This window comes from Streptomyces sp. NPDC027962 (assembly GCF_055566095.1).
Genome location: NZ_JBVHTA010000006.1, coordinates 221,306 through 244,412, shown reverse-complemented (window position 1 = coordinate 244,412; position 23,107 = coordinate 221,306). Strand labels below are relative to the sequence as shown.

21 protein-coding genes and 2 tRNA genes are annotated in these 23,107 nt (G+C 69.4%); 15 read left to right on the top strand and 8 right to left on the bottom strand.

Annotation, left to right across the window (positions count from 1 at the left end; genetic code table 11):
• Positions 1–11: 11 nt before the first annotated feature.
• Together ACZ4SA_RS08540 and ACZ4SA_RS08535 are read right to left on the bottom strand one after the other, a co-directional pair.
• Positions 12–968, bottom strand: coding sequence for a carbohydrate ABC transporter permease (locus ACZ4SA_RS08540; protein ID WP_468271186.1), 957 nt, complete (start codon positions 966–968; stop codon positions 12–14).
• Between the two features lie 3 nt (positions 969–971).
• The gene (locus tag ACZ4SA_RS08535) at positions 972–2,393 is read right to left on the bottom strand and encodes an ABC transporter substrate-binding protein (RefSeq protein ID WP_468271184.1); all 1,422 of its coding nucleotides are present in this window, start codon (positions 2,391–2,393) and stop codon (positions 972–974) included.
• A 171-nt stretch (positions 2,394–2,564) separates the two neighbouring features.
• On the opposite strand from ACZ4SA_RS08535, the gene ACZ4SA_RS08530 reads away from it, so the two are divergent.
• Both ACZ4SA_RS08530 and ACZ4SA_RS08525 read left to right on the top strand, forming a co-directional pair.
• Positions 2,565–3,938 (top strand): FGGY-family carbohydrate kinase, encoded by a 1,374-nt coding sequence (locus tag ACZ4SA_RS08530; RefSeq protein WP_468271182.1) that lies wholly within the window; start codon positions 2,565–2,567, stop codon positions 3,936–3,938.
• Positions 3,935–4,546: a histidine phosphatase family protein gene (locus ACZ4SA_RS08525; RefSeq protein ID WP_468271180.1), complete on the top strand. Its 612-nt coding sequence runs from the start codon at positions 3,935–3,937 to the stop codon at positions 4,544–4,546. The genes ACZ4SA_RS08530 and ACZ4SA_RS08525 overlap by 4 nt, the downstream gene beginning before the upstream one ends.
• Here the strand turns inward: ACZ4SA_RS08525 and ACZ4SA_RS08520 are convergent.
• Positions 4,530–5,954, bottom strand: a complete 1,425-nt coding sequence (locus ACZ4SA_RS08520) for an amino acid permease (RefSeq protein WP_468271249.1) — start codon at positions 5,952–5,954, stop codon at positions 4,530–4,532. The genes ACZ4SA_RS08525 and ACZ4SA_RS08520 overlap by 17 nt on opposite strands.
• A gap of 538 nt (positions 5,955–6,492) precedes the next feature.
• Here ACZ4SA_RS08520 and ACZ4SA_RS08515 point away from each other — a divergent pair.
• Entirely contained in the window at positions 6,493–7,074 is a 582-nt protein-coding gene (locus ACZ4SA_RS08515; RefSeq protein WP_468271178.1) for a biotin transporter BioY, read from the top strand.
• Positions 7,075–7,277: 203 nt separating this feature from the next.
• The gene (locus ACZ4SA_RS08510; RefSeq protein ID WP_468271177.1) at positions 7,278–7,460 is read left to right on the top strand and encodes a hypothetical protein; all 183 of its coding nucleotides are present in this window, start codon (positions 7,278–7,280) and stop codon (positions 7,458–7,460) included.
• 98 nt (positions 7,461–7,558) lie between these two features.
• On the opposite strand, the gene ACZ4SA_RS08505 is transcribed toward ACZ4SA_RS08510, so the two are convergent.
• On the bottom strand, positions 7,559–7,723 hold the full coding sequence (locus ACZ4SA_RS08505) for a hypothetical protein (RefSeq protein WP_468271175.1): 165 nt from the start codon (positions 7,721–7,723) through the stop codon (positions 7,559–7,561).
• Between the two features lie 132 nt (positions 7,724–7,855).
• Here ACZ4SA_RS08505 and ACZ4SA_RS08500 point away from each other — a divergent pair, with 132 nt between their 5' ends.
• Positions 7,856–8,344: a ribose-5-phosphate isomerase gene (locus ACZ4SA_RS08500; protein WP_356632567.1), complete on the top strand. Its 489-nt coding sequence runs from the start codon at positions 7,856–7,858 to the stop codon at positions 8,342–8,344.
• A gap of 67 nt (positions 8,345–8,411) precedes the next feature.
• A complete protein-coding gene (locus ACZ4SA_RS08495; protein WP_468271172.1) occupies positions 8,412–9,224 on the top strand; it encodes an Fpg/Nei family DNA glycosylase in 813 nt (270 codons plus the stop codon).
• Between the two features lie 37 nt (positions 9,225–9,261).
• On the opposite strand, the gene ACZ4SA_RS08490 is transcribed toward ACZ4SA_RS08495, so the two are convergent.
• The gene (locus tag ACZ4SA_RS08490) at positions 9,262–10,491 is read right to left on the bottom strand and encodes a GNAT family N-acetyltransferase (RefSeq protein ID WP_468271170.1); all 1,230 of its coding nucleotides are present in this window, start codon (positions 10,489–10,491) and stop codon (positions 9,262–9,264) included.
• Between the two features lie 106 nt (positions 10,492–10,597).
• Between ACZ4SA_RS08490 and ACZ4SA_RS08485 the strand changes: the two genes are divergently transcribed.
• The gene (locus tag ACZ4SA_RS08485) at positions 10,598–11,812 is read left to right on the top strand and encodes a PP2C family protein-serine/threonine phosphatase (protein WP_468271168.1); all 1,215 of its coding nucleotides are present in this window, start codon (positions 10,598–10,600) and stop codon (positions 11,810–11,812) included.
• A 70-nt stretch (positions 11,813–11,882) separates the two neighbouring features.
• Complete coding sequence (locus ACZ4SA_RS08480) at positions 11,883–12,344, top strand: HD domain-containing protein (protein WP_468271166.1); 462 nt, start codon at positions 11,883–11,885, stop codon at positions 12,342–12,344.
• Between the two features lie 78 nt (positions 12,345–12,422).
• Here ACZ4SA_RS08480 and ACZ4SA_RS08475 read toward each other — a convergent pair whose 3' ends face one another.
• Positions 12,423–13,589, bottom strand: coding sequence for an acyltransferase family protein (locus tag ACZ4SA_RS08475; protein ID WP_468271164.1), 1,167 nt, complete (start codon positions 13,587–13,589; stop codon positions 12,423–12,425).
• A 422-nt stretch (positions 13,590–14,011) separates the two neighbouring features.
• Here ACZ4SA_RS08475 and ACZ4SA_RS08470 point away from each other — a divergent pair, with 422 nt between their 5' ends.
• Positions 14,012–14,206, top strand: coding sequence for a hypothetical protein (locus ACZ4SA_RS08470; protein ID WP_468271162.1), 195 nt, complete (start codon positions 14,012–14,014; stop codon positions 14,204–14,206).
• Positions 14,207–14,316: 110 nt separating this feature from the next.
• On the opposite strand, the gene ACZ4SA_RS08465 is transcribed toward ACZ4SA_RS08470, so the two are convergent.
• Positions 14,317–14,387, bottom strand: a tRNA-Gly gene (locus tag ACZ4SA_RS08465).
• Between the two features lie 142 nt (positions 14,388–14,529).
• Between ACZ4SA_RS08465 and ACZ4SA_RS08460 the strand changes: the two genes are divergently transcribed.
• The 5 genes from ACZ4SA_RS08460 to clpX all read left to right on the top strand — a co-directional run bounded on the left by ACZ4SA_RS08460 (position 14,530) and on the right by clpX (position 19,196).
• Positions 14,530–14,606: transfer RNA gene (locus ACZ4SA_RS08460), tRNA-Pro, on the top strand.
• Between the two features lie 147 nt (positions 14,607–14,753).
• Positions 14,754–16,121, top strand: coding sequence for a trigger factor (tig, locus tag ACZ4SA_RS08455; protein WP_468271160.1), 1,368 nt, complete (start codon positions 14,754–14,756; stop codon positions 16,119–16,121).
• Between the two features lie 316 nt (positions 16,122–16,437).
• The gene (locus ACZ4SA_RS08450) at positions 16,438–17,043 is read left to right on the top strand and encodes an ATP-dependent Clp protease proteolytic subunit (RefSeq protein WP_356632573.1); all 606 of its coding nucleotides are present in this window, start codon (positions 16,438–16,440) and stop codon (positions 17,041–17,043) included.
• A 41-nt stretch (positions 17,044–17,084) separates the two neighbouring features.
• Entirely contained in the window at positions 17,085–17,759 is a 675-nt protein-coding gene (locus ACZ4SA_RS08445; protein WP_403859940.1) for an ATP-dependent Clp protease proteolytic subunit, read from the top strand.
• A gap of 147 nt (positions 17,760–17,906) precedes the next feature.
• Positions 17,907–19,196, top strand: a complete 1,290-nt coding sequence (gene clpX / locus ACZ4SA_RS08440; RefSeq protein WP_177150824.1) for an ATP-dependent Clp protease ATP-binding subunit ClpX — start codon at positions 17,907–17,909, stop codon at positions 19,194–19,196.
• A 96-nt stretch (positions 19,197–19,292) separates the two neighbouring features.
• Here the strand turns inward: clpX and ACZ4SA_RS08435 are convergent, their stop codons facing one another.
• The gene (locus tag ACZ4SA_RS08435) at positions 19,293–20,267 is read right to left on the bottom strand and encodes a hypothetical protein (RefSeq protein ID WP_468271157.1); all 975 of its coding nucleotides are present in this window, start codon (positions 20,265–20,267) and stop codon (positions 19,293–19,295) included.
• 137 nt (positions 20,268–20,404) lie between these two features.
• Between ACZ4SA_RS08435 and ACZ4SA_RS08430 the strand changes: the two genes are divergently transcribed.
• The gene (locus ACZ4SA_RS08430; protein ID WP_468271155.1) at positions 20,405–23,026 is read left to right on the top strand and encodes a valine--tRNA ligase; all 2,622 of its coding nucleotides are present in this window, start codon (positions 20,405–20,407) and stop codon (positions 23,024–23,026) included.
• The last annotated feature ends 81 nt before the right edge of the window (positions 23,027–23,107 follow it).

Genomic DNA, 23,107 nt, shown 5'->3' with positions numbered 1-23,107 from the left:
CTGATCGGTCCTCACTCGGTCACCTCCGCCGCGCGGCTGTTGATCCGGCCGAGACAGCGCACCAGCACCATGGCCGCGATGTAGACCACGGCCCACAGCACGATGGTGTAGCTGATGCCGAAGGAGTAGCGCTGGAAGCGGATCGCCTCCAGGTAGGCGCGGATCTGCAGGACCACCGTCGAGTCGCCGGGACCGCCCTCGGTGAGCGCGTAGATGATGTCGAAGACCTTCAGCGAGTCCATGAACCGGAAGATCACCGCGACCAGGACGTACGGCCACAGCATCGGCAGGGTCAGCTTGCGGAAGGTGAACCACCAGTTCGCGCCGTCGACGGCGGCGGCCTCGAACGGCGAGCTCGGCAGCGAGCGCAGCCCGGCGAGCGCCAGGATCGCCACGAACGGCGTGTACACCCAGGTGTCGACGGCGATCGAGGTGAGCAGCGCACCGGTCGGGGTGTCCGTCCACTGCACCCCGCCGAGCCCGAAGGGCCTCAGCAGGTGGTTGATGACACCGACGGACGGCTGGAGCATCAGCTTCCACATGATCGCGGCGATCACGGGCGCGATCATCAGCGGCAGGATGAGGATCTTCTCCAGTACCCGGCCCACCAGGGTGGAGCGGTGCAGCAGCAGTGCCACCCCGACGCCGAGCACCGTCTCGACGGCCGCCGCCCCCGCCGCGTACAGCAGGGTGACCCGAGCCGAGTCCCAGAACGCACTCTGGGCGAAGATCCGCCGGTAGTTCTCCAGGCCGACCACGTCGGGCACCGGTTTGCTCGCGGAGAAGTCGAAGACCGTGTAGTACAGGCCGAGTCCGAACGGGTAGAGGATGCCGCCGGTCAGCAGCAGCGCGGGCACGATCAGCAGATACGGACGCAGCGAGCGGCGCCAGCCGGGCACGCTGCGCGCCGCTCGCTTCACCTCCCCGCGTGAGGCCGCCCCGTGGCCGGTCTCCGACAGCGAGGACACCCGTCAGCCCACCTTCGACGCCAGGTCGCCGGCGAGGCCGTTCAGTACGGAGGCGGCGTTCCTGCCTCCGTAGATCTCCTGCAGTGCGGCGGCCCAGCTGGTCGTCGCGTCGAAGAACTGCTGCTGCGGAGTGAACTGGATCTTGGTCTGGTCGACGACCGTCTCGAAGGTCTCGATGAAGCCGGGGATCGCCTTCATCTTGGCCTTGTAGGCGGCGTCCTGGCTCACCGACTGCCGCACCGGGTCGATGTGGTTGTACCGCACCGCGCCCTTGAGCAGATGCTCCTTGCCGGTTGCCCACTGCAGGAACAGCCAGGCCGGCAGCTTGTTCTTCGACTTGGAGTTCATGCCGAGCGACCAGATCCACATATTGGTGGCCAGCGAGCCGCCGGGGCCCTTCGGGCCGGGGTGGAAGGCGATCCTCCCGGAGGCGGGGGAGGCGCCCTTCACGGCCTGGAAGTAGGCGGCGGTGTCGGCGTCGAACAGCATCCCGGCCTTCTTCGCCCCGAGGTCGCTGGAGCACTGGTACCAGGTGTAAGAGGTCCAGGACGGCGGGCCGCCCTTCTTGACCATCTCGGCCCAGTCCCGGGTGAAGGCGATCGCCTCCGGCGAGTTCATCGCGGGCTTCACCTTGCCGCCTTCGACGGTGAAGTCCTTGAGGCCGTTGCGGGCGTACATCGTCATGAAGCCGGGGTGGATGGTGGCCCAGCTGCGCGATCCGCGCACCGCGACGCCGTACATCCCGTCGAAGCCCGCGCCCGGGGCCTTGCGCTTGATGGTCCCGGCCAGTTCGCGCAGTTCGTCGAAGGACTCGGCGGGCTTCAGGCCGAGCTTGTCGAACACCTCGGTGTTGTAGGCGACGACATTGGTCTCCCAGCCCCACGGCAGCGCGTACTGCCCGCCCTGGCCGAGCGGGGCGCCGGCCTCGAGGGACCACTGGCCGGCCTGGAGCAGGTTGGGGAAGAAGTCAGCCTGGTCCCATTCGGCGCCGGTCGCGGACGCGTTGCGCATCCACGGCCCGAGGTCCTCCAGCCATCCGGGCGGGCCGTACTGCCACACCATGTACGCGCCGAGCATGAAGACGTCGTAGGACGCGCGGCCGCTGGAGAGGTCGACGGTGAGCTTGTCGAAGTAGTTGTCCTCGGGGAAGACGTCGTACTCGACCTTGATGCCGGTCTTCTCGGTGAACGACGTGAGATCCGCGATCAGCGCGTCCGTGTACGGGTGCTTGTTGAGCAGCGCCTTGACCGTCTTGCCGTCCGCCCGCTTCCAGCCGAAGGGCCCCGTGACGTCGTCGGCCGCCGAGCCGTCGCCCTGCCTCTTCTCCTCGCCGAAGCCGGCACCGCACGCGGTGAGCAGCGGCGCCGCGGAGGCCGCAGCCGTCAGGGCGAGGAACCGCCGCCGGTCGTGTCCGCGCATGTCCATCCCGACCTCCGCTGTGTCTTGTGGGGCGAGCCCCTCCGGCCCCCGGCAGGGGAGCTTCGAACACGTTCAGCCGACTGGTTAACAGAGCTTGTAACAGCGCCAGTTGGGCGTCAATCCCTCGCGCGACGGAAATTCTCGGTGCACAGTGAGAACTTCACAGAAGGAGCCGGTATGTGGATGGGAATCGATCTCGGAACACAGGGCGTCCGCGCGGTGCTCGCCACCGATGACGGGGACGTCCTCGGCAGCGGCTCCGCCCCGCTGACCGGCAGACGCGACGGCATGTGCCACGAACAGTCCCCCGAGGACTGGTGGACCGCCGTCTGCGCCGCCACCCGCGAGGCGCTGCGCGACCGGCCGGGCCCGCGCGCCCTCGCCGTCTGCTCCACCTCGGGGACGGTGCTGCTCTGCGACGCCGCCGGGGGGCCGCTCACTCCGGCCCTGATGTACGACGACGGCCGCGCGCCGGGGCGCGGCCCCGGCAAGGCGCAATGGCTCCTGCGGCGTTACGGGACCGGGGAAGGCGCCCGCGTCACCCACCAGGCCGACCTGATCGTCTCCCGGCTCGCGGGACGCCCGCTGCCCACGGACGCGAGCCACGCCCTGAAGACCGGCTACGACCCCGAGTCGGGCGCCTTCGGTGACGGGGACCTGCCGGACGGCGTGCTGCCCGACGTGGTCCGTTCCGGCAGCAGCCTCGGCCAGGTGTGCCGGGCGGCCGCGGAGGAGACCGGCATCCCCGAGGGCACCCTGATCGTGGCGGGCATGACCGACGGCTGCGCCGCGCAGATCGCCTCCGGCTCACTCGCCGTCGGCTCCTGGAACTCGGTCCTCGGCACCACCCTCGTCCTCAAGGGGGTCACCGCCGAGCCCCTGCGCGACCCCGCCGGGGTCGTCTACAACCACCTCTCTCCCGACGGGAGTTGGCTGCCGGGCGGAGCGTCCGGCGTCGGCGGCGGCGCGCTGCGCACCGCCTTCCCCGACGCGGACCCGGCCCGCCTCGACCTCCTCGCGCAGACCCACGACCCGGCGGGCGCGGTCGCCTACCCGCTGGCCTCGCGCGGCGAGCGCTTCCCGTTCCTCGCACCCGACGCCGAGGCCTTCCTGCTCGGTACCCCCGCGTCGGAGGCCGACCACTGGGCGTCCCTGCTGCAGGGCGTGGGCCTGGCCGAACGGCTCTGCCTGGACTACCTCGACCACCTCGGCGCGCCCCTGCACGGGCGGCTCACCTTCACCGGCGGGGCGGTGCGCAGCGCCTACTGGACCCGGCTGCGCACCGACATCCTGGGCCGAGCCGTGCACATCCCGCGCTCCGCGGAGCCGGCGCTCGGCATGGCCGTCCTGGCGGCGTACGGTGCGGGCGGCGCCCCCACGCTGGCCGCCGCCGCCAAGCGGATGGTCCGGCTGGACCACGTGGTGAGCCCGAGCCGCAGCGACCGCTTCACCGAGCCGTATCTGACGATGGTGGGCGAACTGGAGCGGCGCGGCTGGCTGTCCGAGCCGGTCGCCGCGCACGCCCGCGCCCGTACGGAGGAGATCTCGTGACCGCCACCCTGCTGCTCGCACGCCACGGCCGGACCGTCTGGCACGGCGAGAACCGCTACGCGGGCGTCAGCGACGTCGCCCTGACCGACGAGGGCCGCCGTCAGGCCGAAGCCCTCGGCGCCTGGGCGGGCCGGCACCCGGTGGACGCGATCTGGACGTCCACCGTCTCCCGTGCGACCGAGACGGCGGAACCGGCCTGCCGGGTCCTCGGCCTCCAGCCGCGGCGCGAACACGAGCTGCGTGAATGCGACTTCGGGGTCGTCGAGGGCCGCACGCTGGCCGAGTTCGCGGCGAAGGACCCCGAGGCGGCCGAGGCCTTCCGTACGGACCCCGTGGCCCACCCGTTCCCGGACGCGGAGGACCCCCGGGCCGCTGCGGCCCGGGGGTCCGGTGCACTGCGCCGTATCGCCGGCGCGCACGAGGGGGAGCGGGTGCTGGTGGTCGCCCACAACACCCTGCTGCGGCTGGTGCTGTGCGAGCTGCTGGGCATCCCGCTCCGCGACTACCGCAGGGTCTTCCCGCAGCTGCGCAACGCCGCGATCACCGAGATCCGGCTGGCCGGCGACGGCGGGCCGGCCGCGCTGCTCGGACTCAATCTGCCGTGCTGACCTCGGCCGCGGCCCGGGACTCGCGCACCTTCTGGAGCACGAAGCCGGCGACGGCCAGCAGCAGGGTCAGGCCACCGGTCCACACCAGCTGGATGCGGGTGCCCGGTTCACGCGCCATCAGGACGAACACCGCGGCCATGCCCAGCAGCGCGACCCACGTCAGGCCGGGGTACAGCCACATCTTCACGACCAGCTTCTCGGGCGCCTCGCGCTCGGTGCGGCGGCGCAGCAGCAGCTGGGAGACGGCGATGAAGATCCAGACGACCAGGATGATCGCGCCGATCGTGTTGAGCAGCCACTGGAAGATGTCGTTCGGCCGCCAGTAGCTGAGCAGCACGCACAGGAAGCCGAAGACGGACGAGGACAGGACGGCGATGCGCGGCACGCCGCCGAAGATCCGTCCGAGCGCCTTCGGTCCCTGCCTGCGGGCCACCAGCGAGCAGGCCATACGGGACGCGCCGTAGATGTTCGCGTTCATCGCGGAGAGCAGGGCGACGAAGACGACGACCTGCAGCACGGTGCCGGCGCCGGGGATGTCGAGGTGGTTGAGCGTGGTGACGTACGGGCCCTTGTCCGGGTCGGCGACGTCCGGGTCGTTCCACGGCACCAGGGTCACGATGACCGCCATCGAGCCGATGTAGAAGATCGCGATACGCCACATCGCGGTGCGCACCGCCTTGGCGACGCCCTGCACCGGGTGCTCGGACTCGGCCGCGGCGATGGTGACCGTCTCCAGACCGCCGTAGGCGAAGACGGAGGCGAGCAGTCCGACGACCAGTCCCTCCGTGCCGTTCGGCATGAAGCCGCCGTCGCCCGTGAGGTTGGCGGTCCCGGGAGCACCCGTACCGGGCAGCACACCCACGATGGCGAGCACGCCGATGCCCAGGAAGACCACGATCGCGCCGACCTTGAGGGCGGCGAACCAGAATTCGAACTCGCCGAAGTTCTTCACCGCGGCCAGGTTCGTGCCGCAGAAGACCAGCATGAACAGCGCCACCCAGGCCCATTCCGGTGTCCCCGGCAGCCAGCCCGTCATGATCTTGGCGGCGCCGATGCCCTCGAGGCCGACCGCCACGCAGAGCAGGAACCAGAAGGCCCAGCCGGCCGTGAAGCCCGCCCACGGGCCGATGGCCCGCTCCGCGTGCACGGAGAAGGAGCCGGAGGCCGGGTTCGCCGCCGACATCTCGCCGAGCATGCGCATCACCAGCATGACGAGCAGACCGGAGAGGGCGTAGGCGACGACGATCGAGGGGCCGGCCGCGGCGATGCCCGCACCGGAGCCGACGAAGAGCCCGGCGCCGATGACACCTCCGAGGGCGATCATCGACAGATGGCGTTGTTTGAGCCCGTGCGTGAGCGTGGCGTCGGCCTGCTGGTCGACGGGCGCTGGCGCGGTGGTCCGAGACATGGGCATGCCCTGTTCATGAGCCGAGACGGGGGAGGGAACCAGTGTGGTCACGTGCCCGCTTACAGGGAGCGGATGTCCGCTATACGGTCACGATGTTCACGGAAGGTCAACATCCACACACGGAAAGCCCGCAACCCGGCGGCGCGGGGCATGCAAATCCCGCGCGGCCGAAACCAGTAGCACGGCCGCGGTCGCGCCACCCGGCCACAGCACCTGCGGCCGGGCCTGGTCGTGGCGTCAGCATCAGCACCAGGCATGGCCGCCATCGCCACCAGTGCCGCCCGGGTCAGCCGAGCCATGGGGCGAGTTATTGGTTCTCTACAGTCTCCCCGAGCCATGCCGGCCGACGCAAAACGGGCCACAAGCCCCCGACCTCAGTGACAAGCGTCACGTCAACGTCGGCATGTTCCCGGCTCTTTGTGCGAACCCCACCAAGCCGCCAACCGCTGCTTTGTGGGCGGCTGCTGGTGATCGAGCGATTCTGCGTGGGCTACGGTCAGCCTGTTCCGAACTGGCCTCACCCTTCTGCGGAGTCCCGATGAGCACTGCTGCCGTCCCCGTCCGAACCGGAGCGGTCCTCGCCGACCTGCTGCCCGCGTCCCGCGTCCGGGACATCACCCTCGTCGTCGGCGGCGCCGCCCTCACCGGCATCGCGGCCCAGATCGCCGTCCCGGTCCCCGGCTCGCCGGTCCCGGTCTCCGGCCAGACCTTCGCCGCCCTGCTCGTCGGCACCGCCCTCGGCGCCCGCCGCGGCTTCCTGGCCCTCGCCCTGTATGCGATCGCCGGCATGGCGGGCATGCCCTGGTTCGCCCAGGCGACCTCCGGCTACGCGATGCCGTCCTTCGGCTACATCCTCGGCATGCTGCTCGCCGCCACCGTCGTGGGTGCCCTCGCCCGCCGCGGCGCCGACCGCTCCGTGCTGCGCATGGCGGGCGCGATGGCCGCCGGCTCCGCGATCATCTACGCCGTGGGCGTGCCGTACCTGGCCCTCGCCACCGGCATGTCCCTGGGTGAGGCGGTCGCAGCGGGCCTGGTCCCGTTCCTCATCGGCGACGCGCTGAAGGCCGCGTTGGCGATGGGCGCGGTGCCCACCGCCTGGAAGCTCATCGGCCGCCGCTGACACCGGGCGTCGGCCCCTCGGCCCCTCGGCCCCTTGTCTGCTTGTCTGCTGAAGAGGCTCGCCTGGTCGTACAGCGACCTGGGACCGGCGAGCCTCTTCTGTGTGTCCGGCTCGTGCAGCCCCCGCGTACCGTCGCCACAGCCGAACGCGAAGTCGGCCGAGCGGCCCCGGGTCCGCGGCTCCAGCACCCTGAACACCCGGGCATGCAGGGCCCGGACGGCATCAACGGTGGTGCCGTCCAGCGGATGGCACGCCCGGACGTCCTCGGCGTCACGGGCGGCGATCACCAGCTGGGGCCGCAGCGCGAAACCGGTCTGGAACCCGGCCAGTTCACCGGCGTAGCCCTCGTCGCCGGGCCTCAGGACGGTGGCGGCGGTGGGAAATGAAGGAGGCTCTCCGTCGTTCCTTGCCGGACGCACGGAGAGCCTCCCCGGATTACCCGACATGTGCCGTCAGGTGTCCCCTTGCTGTGGTGCCGCTGCGATCAGGCGCCGGACACCGGCGCCTGCTCACGCTCCTCGGCGGGCGCGACAGCGGCCCTGGCGGCAGGCTGCGGGAAGAACTTCTGGCGGACCAGCGCGATGGCGAGGACGACGGCGGCGACGGCGGTCGACAGCAGTGCGACCTCGCGGTTGGCCGCTCGGGTCACGAACCTGGGAATTCAAACCCGGTACCTTCCCGTACGGAAGAGCGGGATCCGTTCCGTGGTACTCGTCACCGCGAAACGCTGGGAGCCGGGCCCGATCCCAAATGCGGCTGCCCCGCATGCCACACTCGAACCATGCGCGTGTACCTCGGCTCGGACCATGCCGGCTTCGAACTCAAGAACCACCTCGTCGAGTGGCTCAAGGCCCATGGCCACGAGCCCGTGGACTGCGGCCCCCACATCTACGACGCACAGGACGACTACCCGCCGTTCTGCCTGCGCGCCGCCGAGCGGACGGTCGCGGACGAGGGCAGCCTCGGCATCGTGATCGGCGGCTCCGGCAACGGCGAGCAGATCGCCGCCAACAAGGTCAAGGGCGTGCGGGCCGCGCTGGCGTGGAGCGAGCAGACCGCCGCGCTCGGCCGTGAGCACAACAACGCCAACGTCATTGCGATCGGCGGCCGGATGCACACCGTGGAGGAGTCGACGAAGTTCGTCGAGATCTTCCTGAACACCCCGTACTCGGGTGAGGAGCGTCACACCCGCCGAATCGAGATGCTCTCCGCGTACGAGGCCACCGGCGAGCTCCCCCCGATCCCGGCCCACCACCCGCAGCAGGGCTGACCCCACGTCCCTCGTGCCGCCGGGTCGTCCCCGGCGGCACAGCCATGCCGTCCAGGAGCCGCCGCCCATGCCCGAGGGGCACACGATCCACCGCCTCGCCGAGGACTACCTCCACCGCTTCGCGGGGTGGAGCGTGCGTGTCAGCAGCCCGCAGGGCAAGTTCGCGGACAGCGCCGCCCTCCTCGACGGCCGGGTACTGGACGCCGCCGACGCCCACGGCAAGCACCTCTTCCTCGGCTTCGAGGACACCGGATGGGTCCACATCCACCTCGGGCTCTTCGGCAAGCTGGGCTTCGGCGAGACGCCCGCCCCGCCTGCGACCGACACGGTCCGGCTGCGGGTCCTGAACGAGGACCACTACGCAGACCTGCGCGGTCCGACCACCTGCACGCTCATCACCGAGCCCGAGAAGCAGGCGATACACGACCGCCTCGGCCCCGACCCGTTGCGCCCCGGCGACGACCCGGACCGGGCCTGGGCCCGCATCTCGCGCTCACGTACGACGATCGCCGCCCTGCTCATGGACCAGAAGATCATCGCGGGCGTGGGCAACGTCTACCGCGCCGAGGTCCTCTTCCGCCACGGCATCGACCCGTACCGGGCGGGCCGGGCCATCACCCGCCCGCAGTGGGACGCCATCTGGCACGACCTGGCCGAGCTGATGCGCGAGGGCGTGCGCAACAACCGGATCGACACCGTCCGCCCCGAGCACACCCCCGAGGCGATGGGCCGCGCGCCGCGCGTCGACGACCACGGCGGCGAGGTCTACGTCTACCGCCGGGCGAACATGCCGTGCCACGTCTGCGAAGCAGGGATCCGCACCGCCCCCATGGCGGCGCGCAACCTCTTCTGGTGCCCCGGCTGCCAGCTCCCGTCCTGACCGGGGCGTCGTCCCCCGCCACGGCGCGACGTCCCGCTCAGAACCCGTGCGGCAACCACGGCGCGACGTCCGACCCGAACGCCACCGAAGCCTCGCCCAGCGCGCCCTTCCGCAACTCCCGCACCCGGCCCGCCCCCGCCAGCGACGACAGCGACACGCCCCCGAGGTACGCCGCTCCCAACTCCCGTACGGACAGCGCCAGATCCGCCGCGTCCCGGGTCCGCTCGCACGACGCGCCCTTCGCGTCCCCCGTCAGGCGCCAACGTCCCTCGTTCCAGGGGCAGAACGTGTCCTCGACGTCGAGCACCACGTCAACGGGCGCCGTGTAGCGGCGTGCTTCCAGCGCGGCCCCCACGTCGACGAGACGTACATGCAGCGAGTCCCGCACGCGTACGCCGCAGCGCCGGATGTCCGTGACCAGTTGGAGCAGCGGGTCGTCGACCGGACGGTTGTGGGACCGGACCGTCGACGTCAGGTCGATCTCGCACAGGAACCGCCACAGCACCGCGTACGCCGCCGGGTCCAGCGCGTCGATGTGCCGGACCGAGATCGAGCCGTCGGCTCCGGCCGTCGTCCATTGCGGCTTGTTGTGGAAGCGGGTGTAGCCCACGACCTGGCCGCCCCGTTCGGCGAGTACGCACTGCATCGGGGACGCGCCCGCGCGCTCGCTCGGCGGGTCGAGCAGCGGCAGCCGCTCCCAGCCCTTGCCACGCGCGAGCATCCCGGGCCGTGAGCCGATGGTGCGCCGGTACACCTGCTCGCACTCCTCTGCGCCCTCGGCGACCGGCACGAACCGCAGCCGTACGTCCTCGGCGCCCGGAGGCACGTCAACACGCACCCGCGACGAGTCGATCTCCAACGACATCTGGTGGGTGGCGATGCCATAGCCGAAGCGTCCGTAGATCACCGGCTCCGAGGCCGTCAGCACGGCGAGCGGTTCACCCCACGAGCGGACGTCGTCCAGCTGACGCCGCATCATCGACGTCAGAATGCCGCGCCGCCGGTGGGTCGCCGCGACGCTCACCATGGTCACCCCCGCCGCGGGCACGAACGTGCTGCCCGGCGCGGACACGGAGAACGTGAACGCCCCGGCGGTGCCGACGCACTCGCCGCCGTCCCAGACGCCGATGGACCGGTCGGTCTCCGTCAGCGACTCCCAGAGCTTCCGCTCCTCCCGGGCCTCGCCGACGCCGCCGAACGCGAGGTCGAGCCTTCCGGACCAGTGGTCCCACTCGGACCGCTGCAGCACCCGCAGTTCTGTCGTCATATGCCATCCCTACCAGGCGCGCGCGGCCCGTCGCGACCCGATTTCGAACACAATGTCAGGGGGTCCCCCTGCACGCCGGACCGGCGGGTGGATAGGGTCCACGACAATGGCCCGCGGCTCTGCAGCAGACTCGTTCACGGCCCGGTTGCGCAAAACGGTGCACCGGGCGCGCATCGCGCTGCGCAAGTCCGCGGTCGACTACTTCCGCGGCGACGGCTCCGACCGGCTCGCTCTGGCAGGCCTGTTGTTCACCGTCCCGGCGATCACCTGGGGCACGCTCGTCTCGCCCGTGTGGTCCTCGCCGGTGGCTCTGGTCCTGCCGATCGTCGCGGGCGGCCTGCTGCTTCGGCCCGCGAGCCTGCTCGGTCTCTACGCGGCCGCCGCGACCGCCCTCATCGTCGAGTCCACAGCGCTCGGCCCGTACACCGAGGGCCCTGCCAGGGTCACCCCCGGAACAGTGCTCGTGGTCGCGGCGTGCGGCCTGTTCGGGCTGCTGATCGCCCAGTTCCGCGCCCGGGTCGGTGTGCCGTGGCGGCGCGGCGGCACCATGCTCTTCGACCTGCGGGAACGCATCAGGGTGCAGAGCGCGCTGCCGCGGCTGCCGCAGGGCTGGCACCAGGAGATGGCACTGCGCCCGGCCGGGGGCCAGTCGTTCTCCGGCGACTTCGTGGTCGCCGCCCGCACGAGCGGCGGCCGTACCCTGGAGGTCGTCCTCACCGACGTCTCCGGCAAGGGCATGGACGCGGCCTCGCGTGCCCTGCTGCTGTCCGGCGCTTTCGGCGGGCTGCTGGGCTCGCTGCCGCCGCACGGCTTCCTGACGGCGGCCAACGGCTATCTGCTGCGGCAGGACTGGGACGAGGGCTTCGCGACGTCGATCCATCTTGTCCTCGACCTCGACTCGGGGGACTACGAGCTCCTGTCCGCCGGCCATCTGCCCGCGCTCCAGTTCCACGCGGGCAGCGGACGCTGGGAGGAGAAGGCCGCGGAGGGCCCGCTCCTCGGTGTCTACGACGGGGCGCAGTTCGACCCGGTCAAGGGCTCTCTGCGCCCCGGCGACGTGCTGATGCTGTTCACCGACGGCCTGGTGGAGGCGTCGGGCCGGGACATCAGCGAGGGCATCGACCGGCTCACCGGTGAGGCCGACCGCTATGTGTCCTCCGGTTTCGAGGGCGCGGCCTGGCATCTGATCGAGGCGGTCGCCAAGGACGTCAACGACGACCGGGCCCTGCTGCTGCTGTGCCGTCAGGCGTGCGGGATGCGAGTCCTCCCGCCGAAGGCGCACATGGAGTCAGGCAACGTTCAAGAAAGCATCAGTAATTAGTTTACCGAACGACTTCTGGCTCAGTCTCCGACGACGCTCGATGCGGTTCCGGTGCGCGTAGAGTCGTGCCATGCCGCAGCAGATGCTGACCCTGGCCGAGATCGAGGCGATCGCCCGCGAGGCCCACACCGGCCAGAAGGACAAGGCGGGGCGCCCCTACGCCGAACACATCGCCGCCGTTGCCGAGGGCGTGCGCTCACGGGGCGGGAGCGACGAGCAGATCGCAGCGGGCTGGCTCCACGACACCGTCGAGGACGACGTGTTGAGCCGCGAATGGCTGGAAGAGGCCGCGCTGCCGACGCCGGTGAAGGACATGGTCCTCGCCCTCACCAAAGGTGAGGACGAGGAACTGGAGGTGTACACGCAGCGCATTCTGGACACCCCCGGCGCCCTGCTCGTCAAGGAGGCCGACCTGGCCCACAACGCCGACCCCGCGCGCCTGGCCGCGCTCGACGAGGCGACACGGGACAGGCTGGCCGCCAAGTACGCGAAGACCCGCCGGCTGCTGGGCCTGACGCAGGACCAGAGCTGACCGCCGGGCTCGCCACGCCCGCCCGTTTCCACGAGGTCACCGGCAGGTGAAGCTCTATGGAGCCGCCGGCCTACGCAGTCACCGGCGCGGGCCCGGCTCGGAGGCGTCCTGGCGGAAGGCCCACTTCATCTCCGGCTCCGTCACGCACTTCAGCGCCCGGCGCACCGGCGGTGTGCACATCAGCGTCACCGCTCCCGCCGCGCCCGCCGTCACCACGATCAGGCCGAGCGGACTGCCCAGCCACGGGTTGCTCTCGAACAGGCCCCAGTAGTCACCGGCCTTGACCAGGAAACCGTGCAGCAGGTAGCCGCAGACGGTCCCGGTGCCCAGCACCGTGAACCAGCTCTTGCGCTGCGGCACCCAGGCGAGGAACGCCATGGTGAGCAGCACCGCGCACCCGAAGAAGGCAAAGGTCACCACGGCCCCCGTCCACCACGGCACGCCGAGCTCCTGCACGCTGCTGGAGCGGTAGAACCAGCCCAGCTTCATCCGCGGCGCCGCCCAGTACGCGAAGAGCAGGGCGGCCGCGAACACCGGCAGCGCCAGCAGCCGCACCTCGCGCCGCCGTACGAGCTGGAAGTGCTCCGGCTTCAGGCACAGACCGAGCACGAAGAACGGCAGGAACTGCAGCACACGCTGAAGGTTCAGGTCCGCCCCGATGTCCGGCGTCAACGTGGCCAGCATCGCCAGCACCAGCGAGATCGTCAGCGGCCACCGCACGGTCCGCCACAGCGGCGTGGTCAGCCGCCAGATGAACAGCGCGGCCAGGAACCACGTCAGATAGAACGGGTCGAGCAGGCTGATCGGATGTTCCGGATCGTCGTTCCCGTACCGGGCGAACAGCGAGTAGGCCACCTCGAAGACCACGTACGGCAGTGCGATGCCGGTCAGCAGTCGTCTGAGCTGATGCGGTTTGCCCTGGTAACTCCGCGAGAAGTAGCCGGAGATGAGGATGAAGGCCGGCATGTGGAAGGTGTAGATCACCATGTAGAGGGCACGCGTGGCCCGGCTGCCGTCCATCACCGGCTCCCAGGCGTGCGCCACGGCCACCAGCACGATGGCCAGATACTTCGCATTGTCGAAGTAGGCGTCACGTCCGGTGGGCTTGGGGGCCGGCTGCGGGGCGGACTTCAGGCCACTCGCGGCAGGGGCGAGGGCGGTCGCCGCCTGCGTCGTAGGGGTGGGCTTCGGCTCCTCGGCCTCGGGCCGCCGGGTCGTCTCGTATCCATGCGCAGCGTGGAACATTCAAGGCACCCTAGCCGGGCCTATTCGATTTCGTAAAACACGCTGCGCACCTGGGCCATTCGAATCTGGCACCACCATCAACTGGACCATATGCCCTAGTTAATCCTGCTTAAGCAGGGCAAATCGTCGCGCCTGGGGGGTGGCGTGAATTACCTCACGGTGGCACTTCGAATTTCTCGTGATCAAAGTGTGGGGGCAGTGAAACGATCAAGTCGAATTCCTTCCCGAATTTCACCCCGCCGGACCACTCGCCGCCCCACCGCCGGGCGCGCCGCGGCCGCGGTTGGCGTGATCTTGTCCAGAACGGTTCGTCACCCGGCAACAGGGGCAGAGGGGTTGGTGGCACGATGGTGCAGGCGGGAGTGTGCTGGGCCGTGCGCTCCCGGGCCGGCAAGGCGGACCGACCGAGGGTGTGATCAGTTGTGGCCATTTCACTGTCAGTGGTGCTTCTGTTGGCGATCGTCCTCGTGGTGCTGATCCGCGGCGGCTCCATCAAGCCGGGACCCGCCATCGTGGCGGTGCTCTTCGGCTTCTTCCTCGCTTCGACGGGCATGGCGCCGTCGATTCAGAGATTCATGAACTCGATAGCGGAGACGATCAACCGGATCAGCTTCTGACGGAGATCGGCCTCCGACGCCCGCGCCCGGCGCCCCGCGCGGCCGCCCGCTGAACGACCTCGGGCCCGGTCCGGTGATCACTCACCGGACCGGGCCCGAGGCATGCACAGAGCGGGCGACGGGAATCGAACCCGCGTAGCTAGTTTGGAAGACTAGGGCTCTACCATTGAGCTACGCCCGCAAGCTCGCACCGCAGGTCACGAAGGCCGCGGCACGAGAAGCATCGTAGCGGGTCCGGGGCGCTCGACGCACACCCCGTTCGGTACGCCTCGCAAAGGGACCGGCTCATGCCCCGCAGGCATGTACCCTACGGTTCGCACCGACGGGGTGTGGCGCAGCTTGGTAGCGCGTCCGCTTTGGGAGCGGAAGGTCGTCGGTTCGAATCCGGCCACCCCGACCAGCATGATCGCGTTGTGAGGCTCCTCCTGCTTGCCGTTACTATGCAAGCTGCGTGCCCGTGTGTCTGATGTGCCGGGCCCCATCCGCTGGATTGCTGAATCACAGCGTCAGCGAACCCAAAGAAGTCAGCCACCAAGGAGACCGAACCGTGAAGAGCGCCGTGGAGACCCTGAACCCGACTCGGGTTCGGCTCACTGTCGAGGTGCCCTTCGAGGAGCTCAAGGACAGCCTCGACGCGGCGTACAAGAAGATCAACCAGCAGGTCACGGTCAAGGGCTTCCGTAAGGGCAAGATCCCGGCCCGAGTGATCGACCAGCGGTTCGGCCGTGGTGCGGTGCTGGAGGAGGCCGTCAACGACGCGCTTCCCAAGCTCTACACCGAGGCGGTCAACGAGGCCGAGCTGAACCCGCTCGGCCAGCCCGAGGTGGACATCACCGAGCTGAAGGACGGCGAGACGCTGGCCTTCACCGCCGAGGTCGACATCCGCCCCGAGATCGAGATCCCGGACTACTCCGGCATCGAGGTCACCGTCGACGCCGTCGAGGTCACCGACGAGGACGTCGAAAAGTCGGTGGAGCAGCTCCGTGAGCGCTTCGCCTCCACCAACCCGGTCGAGCGCGCCGCCGCCGAGGGCGACGTCGTGACGATCGACCTCGAGGCCAAGGTCGACGGCGAGATCCTGCCCGACGGTGTCGCGAGCGGCGTGTCGTACACCATTGGTTCCGGCGAGCTCCTCGACGGCATCGACGAGGCCGTCACCGGCCTGGAGGCCGGCGGCGAGGCCACCTTCACCTCGCAGTTGAAGGGCGGCTCCGCCGAGGGCAAGGACGCCGAGGTCACCGTCAAGGTCACCGCTGTCGCCGCCAAGGAGCTCCCCGAGCTCGACGACGACTTCGCCCAGATGGCCAGCGAGTTCGACACCCTCGAGGAGCTGAAGGCGGACAGCCGCAAGCGCCTCGAGGACATGAAGCAGTACGACCAGGCCACCCAGGCCCAGGAGCGCGTCCTCGACGAGCTGCTGAAGCTGGCGGAGGTCCCGATCCCCGAGAAGCTCCTCGAGGACGAGGTCAAGACCCGCAAGCACAACCTTGAGCACCACCAGCTCGGCCAGATGGGCCTCGACCTGGGCAAGTACCTGGAGATCCAGGGCAAGACCGAGGAAGAGTTCGACGCCGAGACCAAGGAGCAGGCGGTCAAGGGCATCAAGACCCAGTTCATCCTGGACGAGCTCGTCAACAAGGAGAAGCTGAACGTCAACCAGGAGGAGCTCACCGAGCACCTCATGCGGCGTGCCCAGTCCTCCGGCATGAGCCCCGACCAGTTCGCCCAGGCCGTCGTCGAGGGCGGCCAGGTGCCGATGCTCGTCGGCGAGGTCGCCCGTGGCAAGGCGCTGGCCGTGGTCGTCGAGGCCGCCAAGGTCGTCGACACCAACGGCGAGGTCGTCGACCTCGAGGGCGACGAGGAAGAGACCGAGGCCGCCGTCGACGGTGAGGCCGAGGAGAAGAACGAGGCCTGAGCCTCGCGCTGACCCTGTACGGGCTCCGGACGCGCCTGCGCGCCCGGAGCCCGTACGCGTACTCCCGGGCCGTACGCGTACTCCCGGGCAAGCCCCACAGACCCGTTCAGGGCCTGTGCCGTGGCGCAGCGGCGCTCGCCTGTCCCGCCTCTTGACCTTGCGCTCCCAGCGAACAGTTCGGGAAGCGGGATGGCTCTGTCCGACCTGCGCGTTAGGGTCCATGAGTACGAGGGCAGGGGAGTCCCCGCCCCCAGTTACAAGACGCTGAGACGGTCGAAGCCGTCAGAGACGAGCAGGTGGATACGTGACGAATCTGATGCCTTATGCCGCCGGCGAGCCGTCCTTCGGTGGTGGCCTCGGCGACCAGGTCTACAGCCGGCTGCTCGGCGAGCGCATCATCTTCCTGGGCCAGCAGGTCGACGACGACATCGCCAACAAGATCACCGCGCAGATGCTGCTCCTTGCCGCCGACCCGGACAAGGACATCTACCTCTACATCAACAGCCCCGGTGGTTCGGTGACGGCCGGCATGGCGGTCTACGACACCATGCAGTACATCCCGAACGACGTCGTGACCATCGGCATGGGCATGGCGGCGTCCATGGGTCAGTTCCTCCTGACCGGCGGCGCCCCGGGCAAGCGCTTCGCGCTCCCGAACACCGACATCCTCATGCACCAGGGTTCGGCCGGCCTGGGCGGCACCGCCTCGGACATCAAGATCCAGGCCGAGTATCTGCTCCGTACGAAGAAGCGCATGGCGGAGATCACCGCCCGGCACTCCGGTCAGACCGTCGAGGCGATCATCCGCGACGGTGACCGCGACCGCTGGTTCACCTCCGAGGAGGCCAAGGAGTACGGCCTCATCGACGAGATCATCTCCGCCGCATCGGGCGTCCCGGGCGGCGGCGGCACCGGCGCCTGAGCCGTACCGCACCGAGCCCCAGCCCGCCGAACGCCACCAGGATGGTGAACACCCACATGAGCAACTTCTCTGCGAGCGGCCTCTACACCGGCCCCCAGCCGGACAACCGCTATGTCGTCCCCCGCTTCGTCGAGCGCACCTCCCAGGGTGTGCGCGAGTACGACCCGTACGCGAAGCTGTTCGAGGAGCGCGTGATCTTCCTCGGCGTGCAGATCGACGACGCCTCCGCCAACGACGTGATGGCACAGCTGCTGTGCCTGGAGTCGATGGACCCGGACCGCGACATCTCGATCTACATCAACAGCCCCGGTGGCTCCTTCACCGCGCTGACCGCCATCTACGACACGATGCAGTTCGTGAAGCCGGACATCCAGACGGTCTGCATGGGGCAGGCGGCCTCCGCCGCGGCCGTGCTGCTGGCCGCCGGCACCCCCGGCAAGCGGATGGCCCTGCCGCACGCCCGTGTCCTGATCCACCAGCCGTCCTCGCAGACCGGCCGGGAGCAGCTCTCCGACCTGGAGATCGCGGCCAACGAGATCCTGCGCATGCGTGAGCAGCTGGAGGAGATGCTGGCCAAGCACTCCACCACGCCGCTCGAGAAGATCCGCGACGACATCGAGCGCGACAAGATCCTCACCGCCGACGGCGCACTCGCGTACGGCCTCGTCGACCAGATCGTCTCCACCCGCAAGAGCACGGCCGCAACGGCCGCCTGACCGATCCCGGCGGCCCTTGGCGCGGTACACGTCAATGTGAACCGCGCCAAGGGGGGCCCGAACGGGGGCCTCGGCAAGGTACCGTCGAATATGAGGCACCAGGAGTCGGCTGAACCAAGCCGCTCCCAGGCGAAGGGGAAGCACCTCGTGGCACGCATCGGTGATGGCGGCGACCTGCTCAAGTGCTCGTTCTGTGGAAAGAGCCAGAAGCAGGTGAAGAAGCTCATCGCAGGCCCCGGGGTGTACATCTGCGACGAGTGCATCGACCTCTGCAACGAGATCATCGAGGAGGAACTCGCAGAGACCTCCGAGGTACGGTGGGAGGAACTCCCCAAGCCGCGCGAGATCTACGAGTTCCTGGAGAGCTACGTGGTCGGCCAGGAGCCGGCCAAGAAGGCGCTCTCGGTCGCGGTGTACAACCACTACAAGCGCGTCCAGGCCGGCGAGAACGGCGGCGCGCAGGGCCGGGACGACGCGATCGAGCTCGCCAAGTCCAACATCCTGTTGCTCGGCCCCACCGGGTCCGGCAAGACACTGCTCGCCCAGACCCTCGCCCGTATGCTGAACGTCCCGTTCGCCATCGCCGACGCGACGGCGCTCACGGAGGCGGGTTACGTCGGCGAGGACGTCGAGAACATCCTGCTCAAGCTGATCCAGGCGGCCGACTACGACGTCAAGAAGGCCGAAACCGGAATCATCTACATCGACGAGATCGACAAGGTCGCCCGTAAGAGCGAAAATCCGTCGATCACCCGGGACGTCTCCGGCGAGGGCGTCCAGCAGGCCCTGCTGAAGATCCTCGAGGGCACCACGGCCTCGGTGCCCCCGCAGGGCGGACGCAAGCACCCGCACCAGGAGTTCATCCAGATCGACACGACGAACGTGCTCTTCATCGTGGGCGGCGCGTTCGCCGGCCTCGAGAAGATCATCGAGTCGCGCGCGGGCGCCAAGGGCATCGGCTTCGGCGCGACGATCCGCTCCAAGCGCGAGATCGAGGCCAGCGACCAGTTCCAGGAGGTCATGCCGGAGGACCTGGTCAAGTTCGGCATGATCCCCGAGTTCATCGGCCGCCTCCCCGTCATCACCTCGGTCCACAACCTGGACCGCGAGGCGCTCCTCAAGATCCTCGTCGAGCCGCGCAACGCGCTGGTGAAGCAGTACCAGCGCCTGTTCGAACTCGACGGCGTCGAGCTGGACTTCGACCTCCCGGCCCTCGAGGCCATCGCCGACCAGGCCATCCTCCGCGGCACCGGCGCGCGCGGCCTGCGCGCGATCATGGAGGAGGTCCTGATGTCGGTGATGTACGAGGTCCCGTCTCGCAAGGACGTGGCCCGCGTGGTCATCACCGAGGACGTGGTCCACAACAACGTCAACCCGACGCTGGTCCCGAGGATCGTCAAGGACGAGGGCAACGGCCGCCACGAGAAGAGCGCGTAGCGCGGAGCGTGACCTGCACGCAGTACGCCCCGGTCAGCCATCTCGGCTGACCGGGGCGCGCGCGTGCCGGCGTGGTGTGCGCCTGCAAGGTCTGAACTACGCCTTGACGCGGACCTCGTTGCGGACCTTCGCCGCGATCGACGCCGTCTCGTCGATGCCCTTGCCCGCGCCCTCTTCCTGCGCCAGCACGAGGGCGATGGTGCTGTAGTCCGCCCAGACGCACATCGCCTGGGAGACGTTCTTCTGGGTCTTGGGGTCCTTGCCCTCGAGCATCTGGCACTTCATCAACGCTCCGTCGAGCCCGTCGGGCTCCACGGACTGCGGCGAGCCGATGAACTTGGGGCCGTCCGAGGAGGAGCTTTCACTCTCGGCCTCCGCCTTCATCCCTGCGAAGAAGGTGTCCAGGGCCTTCTCCGGGTCGGAGACCTTGCCGAACACTCCGTTGAACGAAAGGGACTTGGCCGCCTGCACCTTGGCGGCGGAGGCCGGGTCCGTGAGGTCCAGCTCGCTGATGTCGATGGTCGTGTAGCCCGAGCCCAACGACTTGGTACCGGTCACGCCCACGGTGGCGAGCTGCTTGTCCAGGTCGCCGTCGGCCGCCTTGGGGGCTTGGTCCGGCCCCGCGCGCTTGTACTCCTTGAGCACCGTCGCCGGTGTCGTCAGCTTGTGCGGGCCGTCGTCCTCCAGGCCGCCACCGCTGCCCAGCAGGAAGTAACCGCCGCCGGCGAGGACCGCGACGGCCACGACCACGGCGCCGATGATCAGGCCCGTCTTCTTCTTCGGCGCGGGCGCCGGCGGCGGATAGCCACCCGGCTGCTGCGCGCCGTACTGGGGCTGCTGGCCGTAAGGAGCCGGCTGGCCGGGCTGCTGGGGGTAGCCGTACGGCTGCTGCTGCGGCGGGACGCCCTGCGGTGCCTGCTGCGGGTACCCGTAACCGGGCTGCGGGGCCTGCGGCTGCTGGCCGTAAGGGCCCGGCTGGCCCTGCGGCTGGCCGTAGGGCCCCGGCTGTCCGTACGGTCCGGGCTGCTGCGGCTGCTGCCCGCCGTACGGGCCCGGCTGGTTGTAGCTCATTACGGGTGATCCCCTCGTGATGTTTATGTGTTGCGAACATCCTGGCCCAAGGACCCGTCCGCCTGAGCGGCGGGGGCGACACCGTTACCGAAGAATCGGGTTTCAGTACGGCACTGTGACACCTCTAAACTGGCCCGGTGACCGAGAACACTCAGCAGCAGACAGCGCCCCCTTCCGAACTGCCGACCCAGTACGCGCCGGCCGAGGTGGAGAGGCCGCTGTACGAGCGCTGGGTAGAACGGGGTTACTTCGAGGCCGACGCGAAGAGCGACAAGCCTCCGTTCACGGTCGTCATTCCGCCGCCGAACGTCACCGGCAGCCTCCACCTGGGCCACGCCTTCGAGCACACGCTGATCGACGCCCTCACCCGCCGCAAGCGGATGCAGGGTCACGAGACGCTGTGGCAGCCCGGCATGGACCACGCCGGTATCGCCACCCAGAACGTCGTCGAGCGAGAGCTCGGCAAGGAGGGCAAGTCCCGCCACGATTTGGGCCGTGAGGCGTTCATCGAGCGCGTCTGGCAGTGGAAGGGCGAGTCCGGCGGCCAGATCTCCGGCCAGATGCGCCGCCTCGGCGACGGCGTCGCGTGGTCCCGCGAGCGGTTCACGATGGACGAGGGGCTCTCCCAGGCCGTCCAGACCATCTTCAAGAAGCTCTACGACGACGAGCTGATCTACCGCGCCGAGCGCATCATCAACTGGTGCCCGCGCTGTCTGACCGCCATCTCGGACATCGAGGTCGAGTACCAGGACGACGACGGCGAGCTCGTCTCCATGACGTACGGCGAGGGTGACGAGACCATCGTCGTCGCGACGACGCGCGCCGAGACGATGCTCGGTGACACCGCCGTCGCGGTCCACCCCGACGACGAGCGGTACAAGCACCTCGTCGGCAAGCAGATCAAGCTGCCGCTGACGGACCGTTCGATCCCGGTCGTCGCGGACACCCATGTCGACCCGGAGTTCGGCACCGGTGCCGTCAAGGTGACGCCGGCCCACGACCCGAACGACTTCGAGATCGGGCAGCGCCACAACCTGCCGGCACTCGCCGTCATGGATGAGCGCGCGGTCATCACCGCGCACGGACCTTTCCAGGGCCTGGACCGTCTGGAGGCCCGCAGCGCCATCGTCGGCGCGCTGCGCGCGGAGGGCCGGATCGTCGCCGAGAAGCGGCCGTACGTCCACTCCGTCGGGCACTGCTCGCGATGCAAGACGACCATTGAGCCGCGGCTGTCCATGCAGTGGTGGGTCAAGGTCGGTCCGCTGGCGAAGGCCGCCGGTGACGCGGTCCGTGACGGCCGGGTCAAGATCCACCCGCAGGAGATGGAGAAGCGCTACTTCGACTGGGTCGACAACCTCCACGACTGGTGCATCTCCCGCCAGTTGTGGTGGGGCCACCGCATCCCGGTCTGGTACGGCCCGAACGGCGAGATCGTCTGTGTCGGTCCCGACGAGGAGCCTCCGAACGGGGAAGGCTGGACCCAGGAGACCGATGTCCTGGACACCTGGTTCTCGTCCGGCCTGTGGCCGTTCTCCACGCTCGGCTGGCCCGGGCAGACCGAGAGCCTCGCGAAGTTCTATCCGAACTCCGTCCTGGTCACCGGCTACGACATCCTCTTCTTCTGGGTCGCCCGGATGATGATGTTCGGTCTGTACGCGATGGACGGCACGCCGCCGTTCCACACCATCGCCCTGCACGGCATGGTCCGTGACCAGTTCGGCAAGAAGATGTCCAAGTCCTTCGGCAACGCGGTCAACCCGCTGGACTGGATGGACAAGTACGGCTCCGACGCCCTGCGCTTCACCCTCGCGCGCGGCGCCAACCCGGGCGTCGACGTCCCGATCGGTGAGGACTGGGTCCAGGGTTCCCGTAACTTCGCGAACAAGATCTGGAACGCCACCCGTTTCGCGCTGATGAACGGCGCCACGGTGGAGGGTCCGCTCCCCGCACCCGAGGAGATGTCCTCCACGGACCGGTGGATCCTGTCGCGGCTGAACAAGACGGTCGCCGAGGTGGACGCCTTCTACGAGGACTACCAGTTCGCGAAGCTCTCCGAAGCCCTCTTCCACTTCGCCTGGGACGAGGTCTTCGACTGGTACGTCGAGCTGTCGAAGACGACGTTCTTCGCGGGCGGCGAGCAGGCCAAGGTGTCCGGCCGGGTCCTCGGTGAGGTCCTGGACGTCACGCTGCGGCTGCTGCACCCGGTCGTCCCGTTCGTCACGGACACCCTGTGGACGACGCTGACCGGTGGCGAGTCGCTCGTCGTCGCCGACTGGCCGGCCGACAGCGGCTTCCGCGACGAGGCCGCGGAGCGGGAGATCGAGCTCGTCCAGCGGGTCGTCACCGAAGTCCGACGGTTCCGCAGCGACCAGGGCCTCCAGCCCGGCCAGAAGGTGCCTGCCAGGCTCAGCCTCGACGGCACCGCCCTCGCGCCGCACGAGCCCGCCATCCGGCAGCTGCTGCGGCTGCAGCCGGAGGGCGACGGCTTCCACGCGACGGCGTCCCTCCCGGTCGCCGGGGCGACGGTCGCCCTCGACCTGTCGGGCACGATCGACGTCGAGGCCGAGCGCAAGCGTCTGACGAAGGACCTGGGCGCGGCGCAGAAGGAAGTCGCGCAGGCGACGGCCAAGCTCGGCAACGAGGCGTTCCTCGCCAAGGCTCCGGACAACGTGGTCGACAAGATCCGCACCCGGCTCGCCAAGGCCGAGGAGGACATCGCACGGATCAACACCCAGCTGGCGAATCTGCCGCAGGGCTGAGCGCGGCGGGCAGGCCGAGGCCCCGGGGGACGCCCCCCGGGGCCTCGGCCGTTCCTGTCGGTGCCCGTCCGTAGACTGGAC

Coding starts and splice junctions, on each gene's coding strand:
- ACZ4SA_RS08435 (WP_468271157.1), bottom strand. CDS start 20,267: ATGAGCTACAACCAGCCGGGCCCGTACGGCGGGCAGCAGCCGCAGCAG.
- ACZ4SA_RS08450 (WP_356632573.1), top strand. CDS start 16,438: ATGCCTTATGCCGCCGGCGAGCCGTCCTTCGGTGGTGGCCTCGGCGAC.
- ACZ4SA_RS08535 (WP_468271184.1), bottom strand. CDS start 2,393: ATGGACATGCGCGGACACGACCGGCGGCGGTTCCTCGCCCTGACGGCT.
- ACZ4SA_RS08530 (WP_468271182.1), top strand. CDS start 2,565: ATGTGGATGGGAATCGATCTCGGAACACAGGGCGTCCGCGCGGTGCTC.
- ACZ4SA_RS08515 (WP_468271178.1), top strand. CDS start 6,493: ATGAGCACTGCTGCCGTCCCCGTCCGAACCGGAGCGGTCCTCGCCGAC.
- ACZ4SA_RS08495 (WP_468271172.1), top strand. CDS start 8,412: ATGCCCGAGGGGCACACGATCCACCGCCTCGCCGAGGACTACCTCCAC.
- ACZ4SA_RS08500 (WP_356632567.1), top strand. CDS start 7,856: ATGCGCGTGTACCTCGGCTCGGACCATGCCGGCTTCGAACTCAAGAAC.
- ACZ4SA_RS08480 (WP_468271166.1), top strand. CDS start 11,883: ATGCCGCAGCAGATGCTGACCCTGGCCGAGATCGAGGCGATCGCCCGC.
- ACZ4SA_RS08490 (WP_468271170.1), bottom strand. CDS start 10,491: ATGACGACAGAACTGCGGGTGCTGCAGCGGTCCGAGTGGGACCACTGG.
- ACZ4SA_RS08475 (WP_468271164.1), bottom strand. CDS start 13,589: ATGTTCCACGCTGCGCATGGATACGAGACGACCCGGCGGCCCGAGGCC.
- ACZ4SA_RS08510 (WP_468271177.1), top strand. CDS start 7,278: ATGCAGGGCCCGGACGGCATCAACGGTGGTGCCGTCCAGCGGATGGCA.
- ACZ4SA_RS08485 (WP_468271168.1), top strand. CDS start 10,598: ATGGCCCGCGGCTCTGCAGCAGACTCGTTCACGGCCCGGTTGCGCAAA.
- ACZ4SA_RS08520 (WP_468271249.1), bottom strand. CDS start 5,954: ATGTCTCGGACCACCGCGCCAGCGCCCGTCGACCAGCAGGCCGACGCC.
- ACZ4SA_RS08445 (WP_403859940.1), top strand. CDS start 17,085: ATGGTGAACACCCACATGAGCAACTTCTCTGCGAGCGGCCTCTACACC.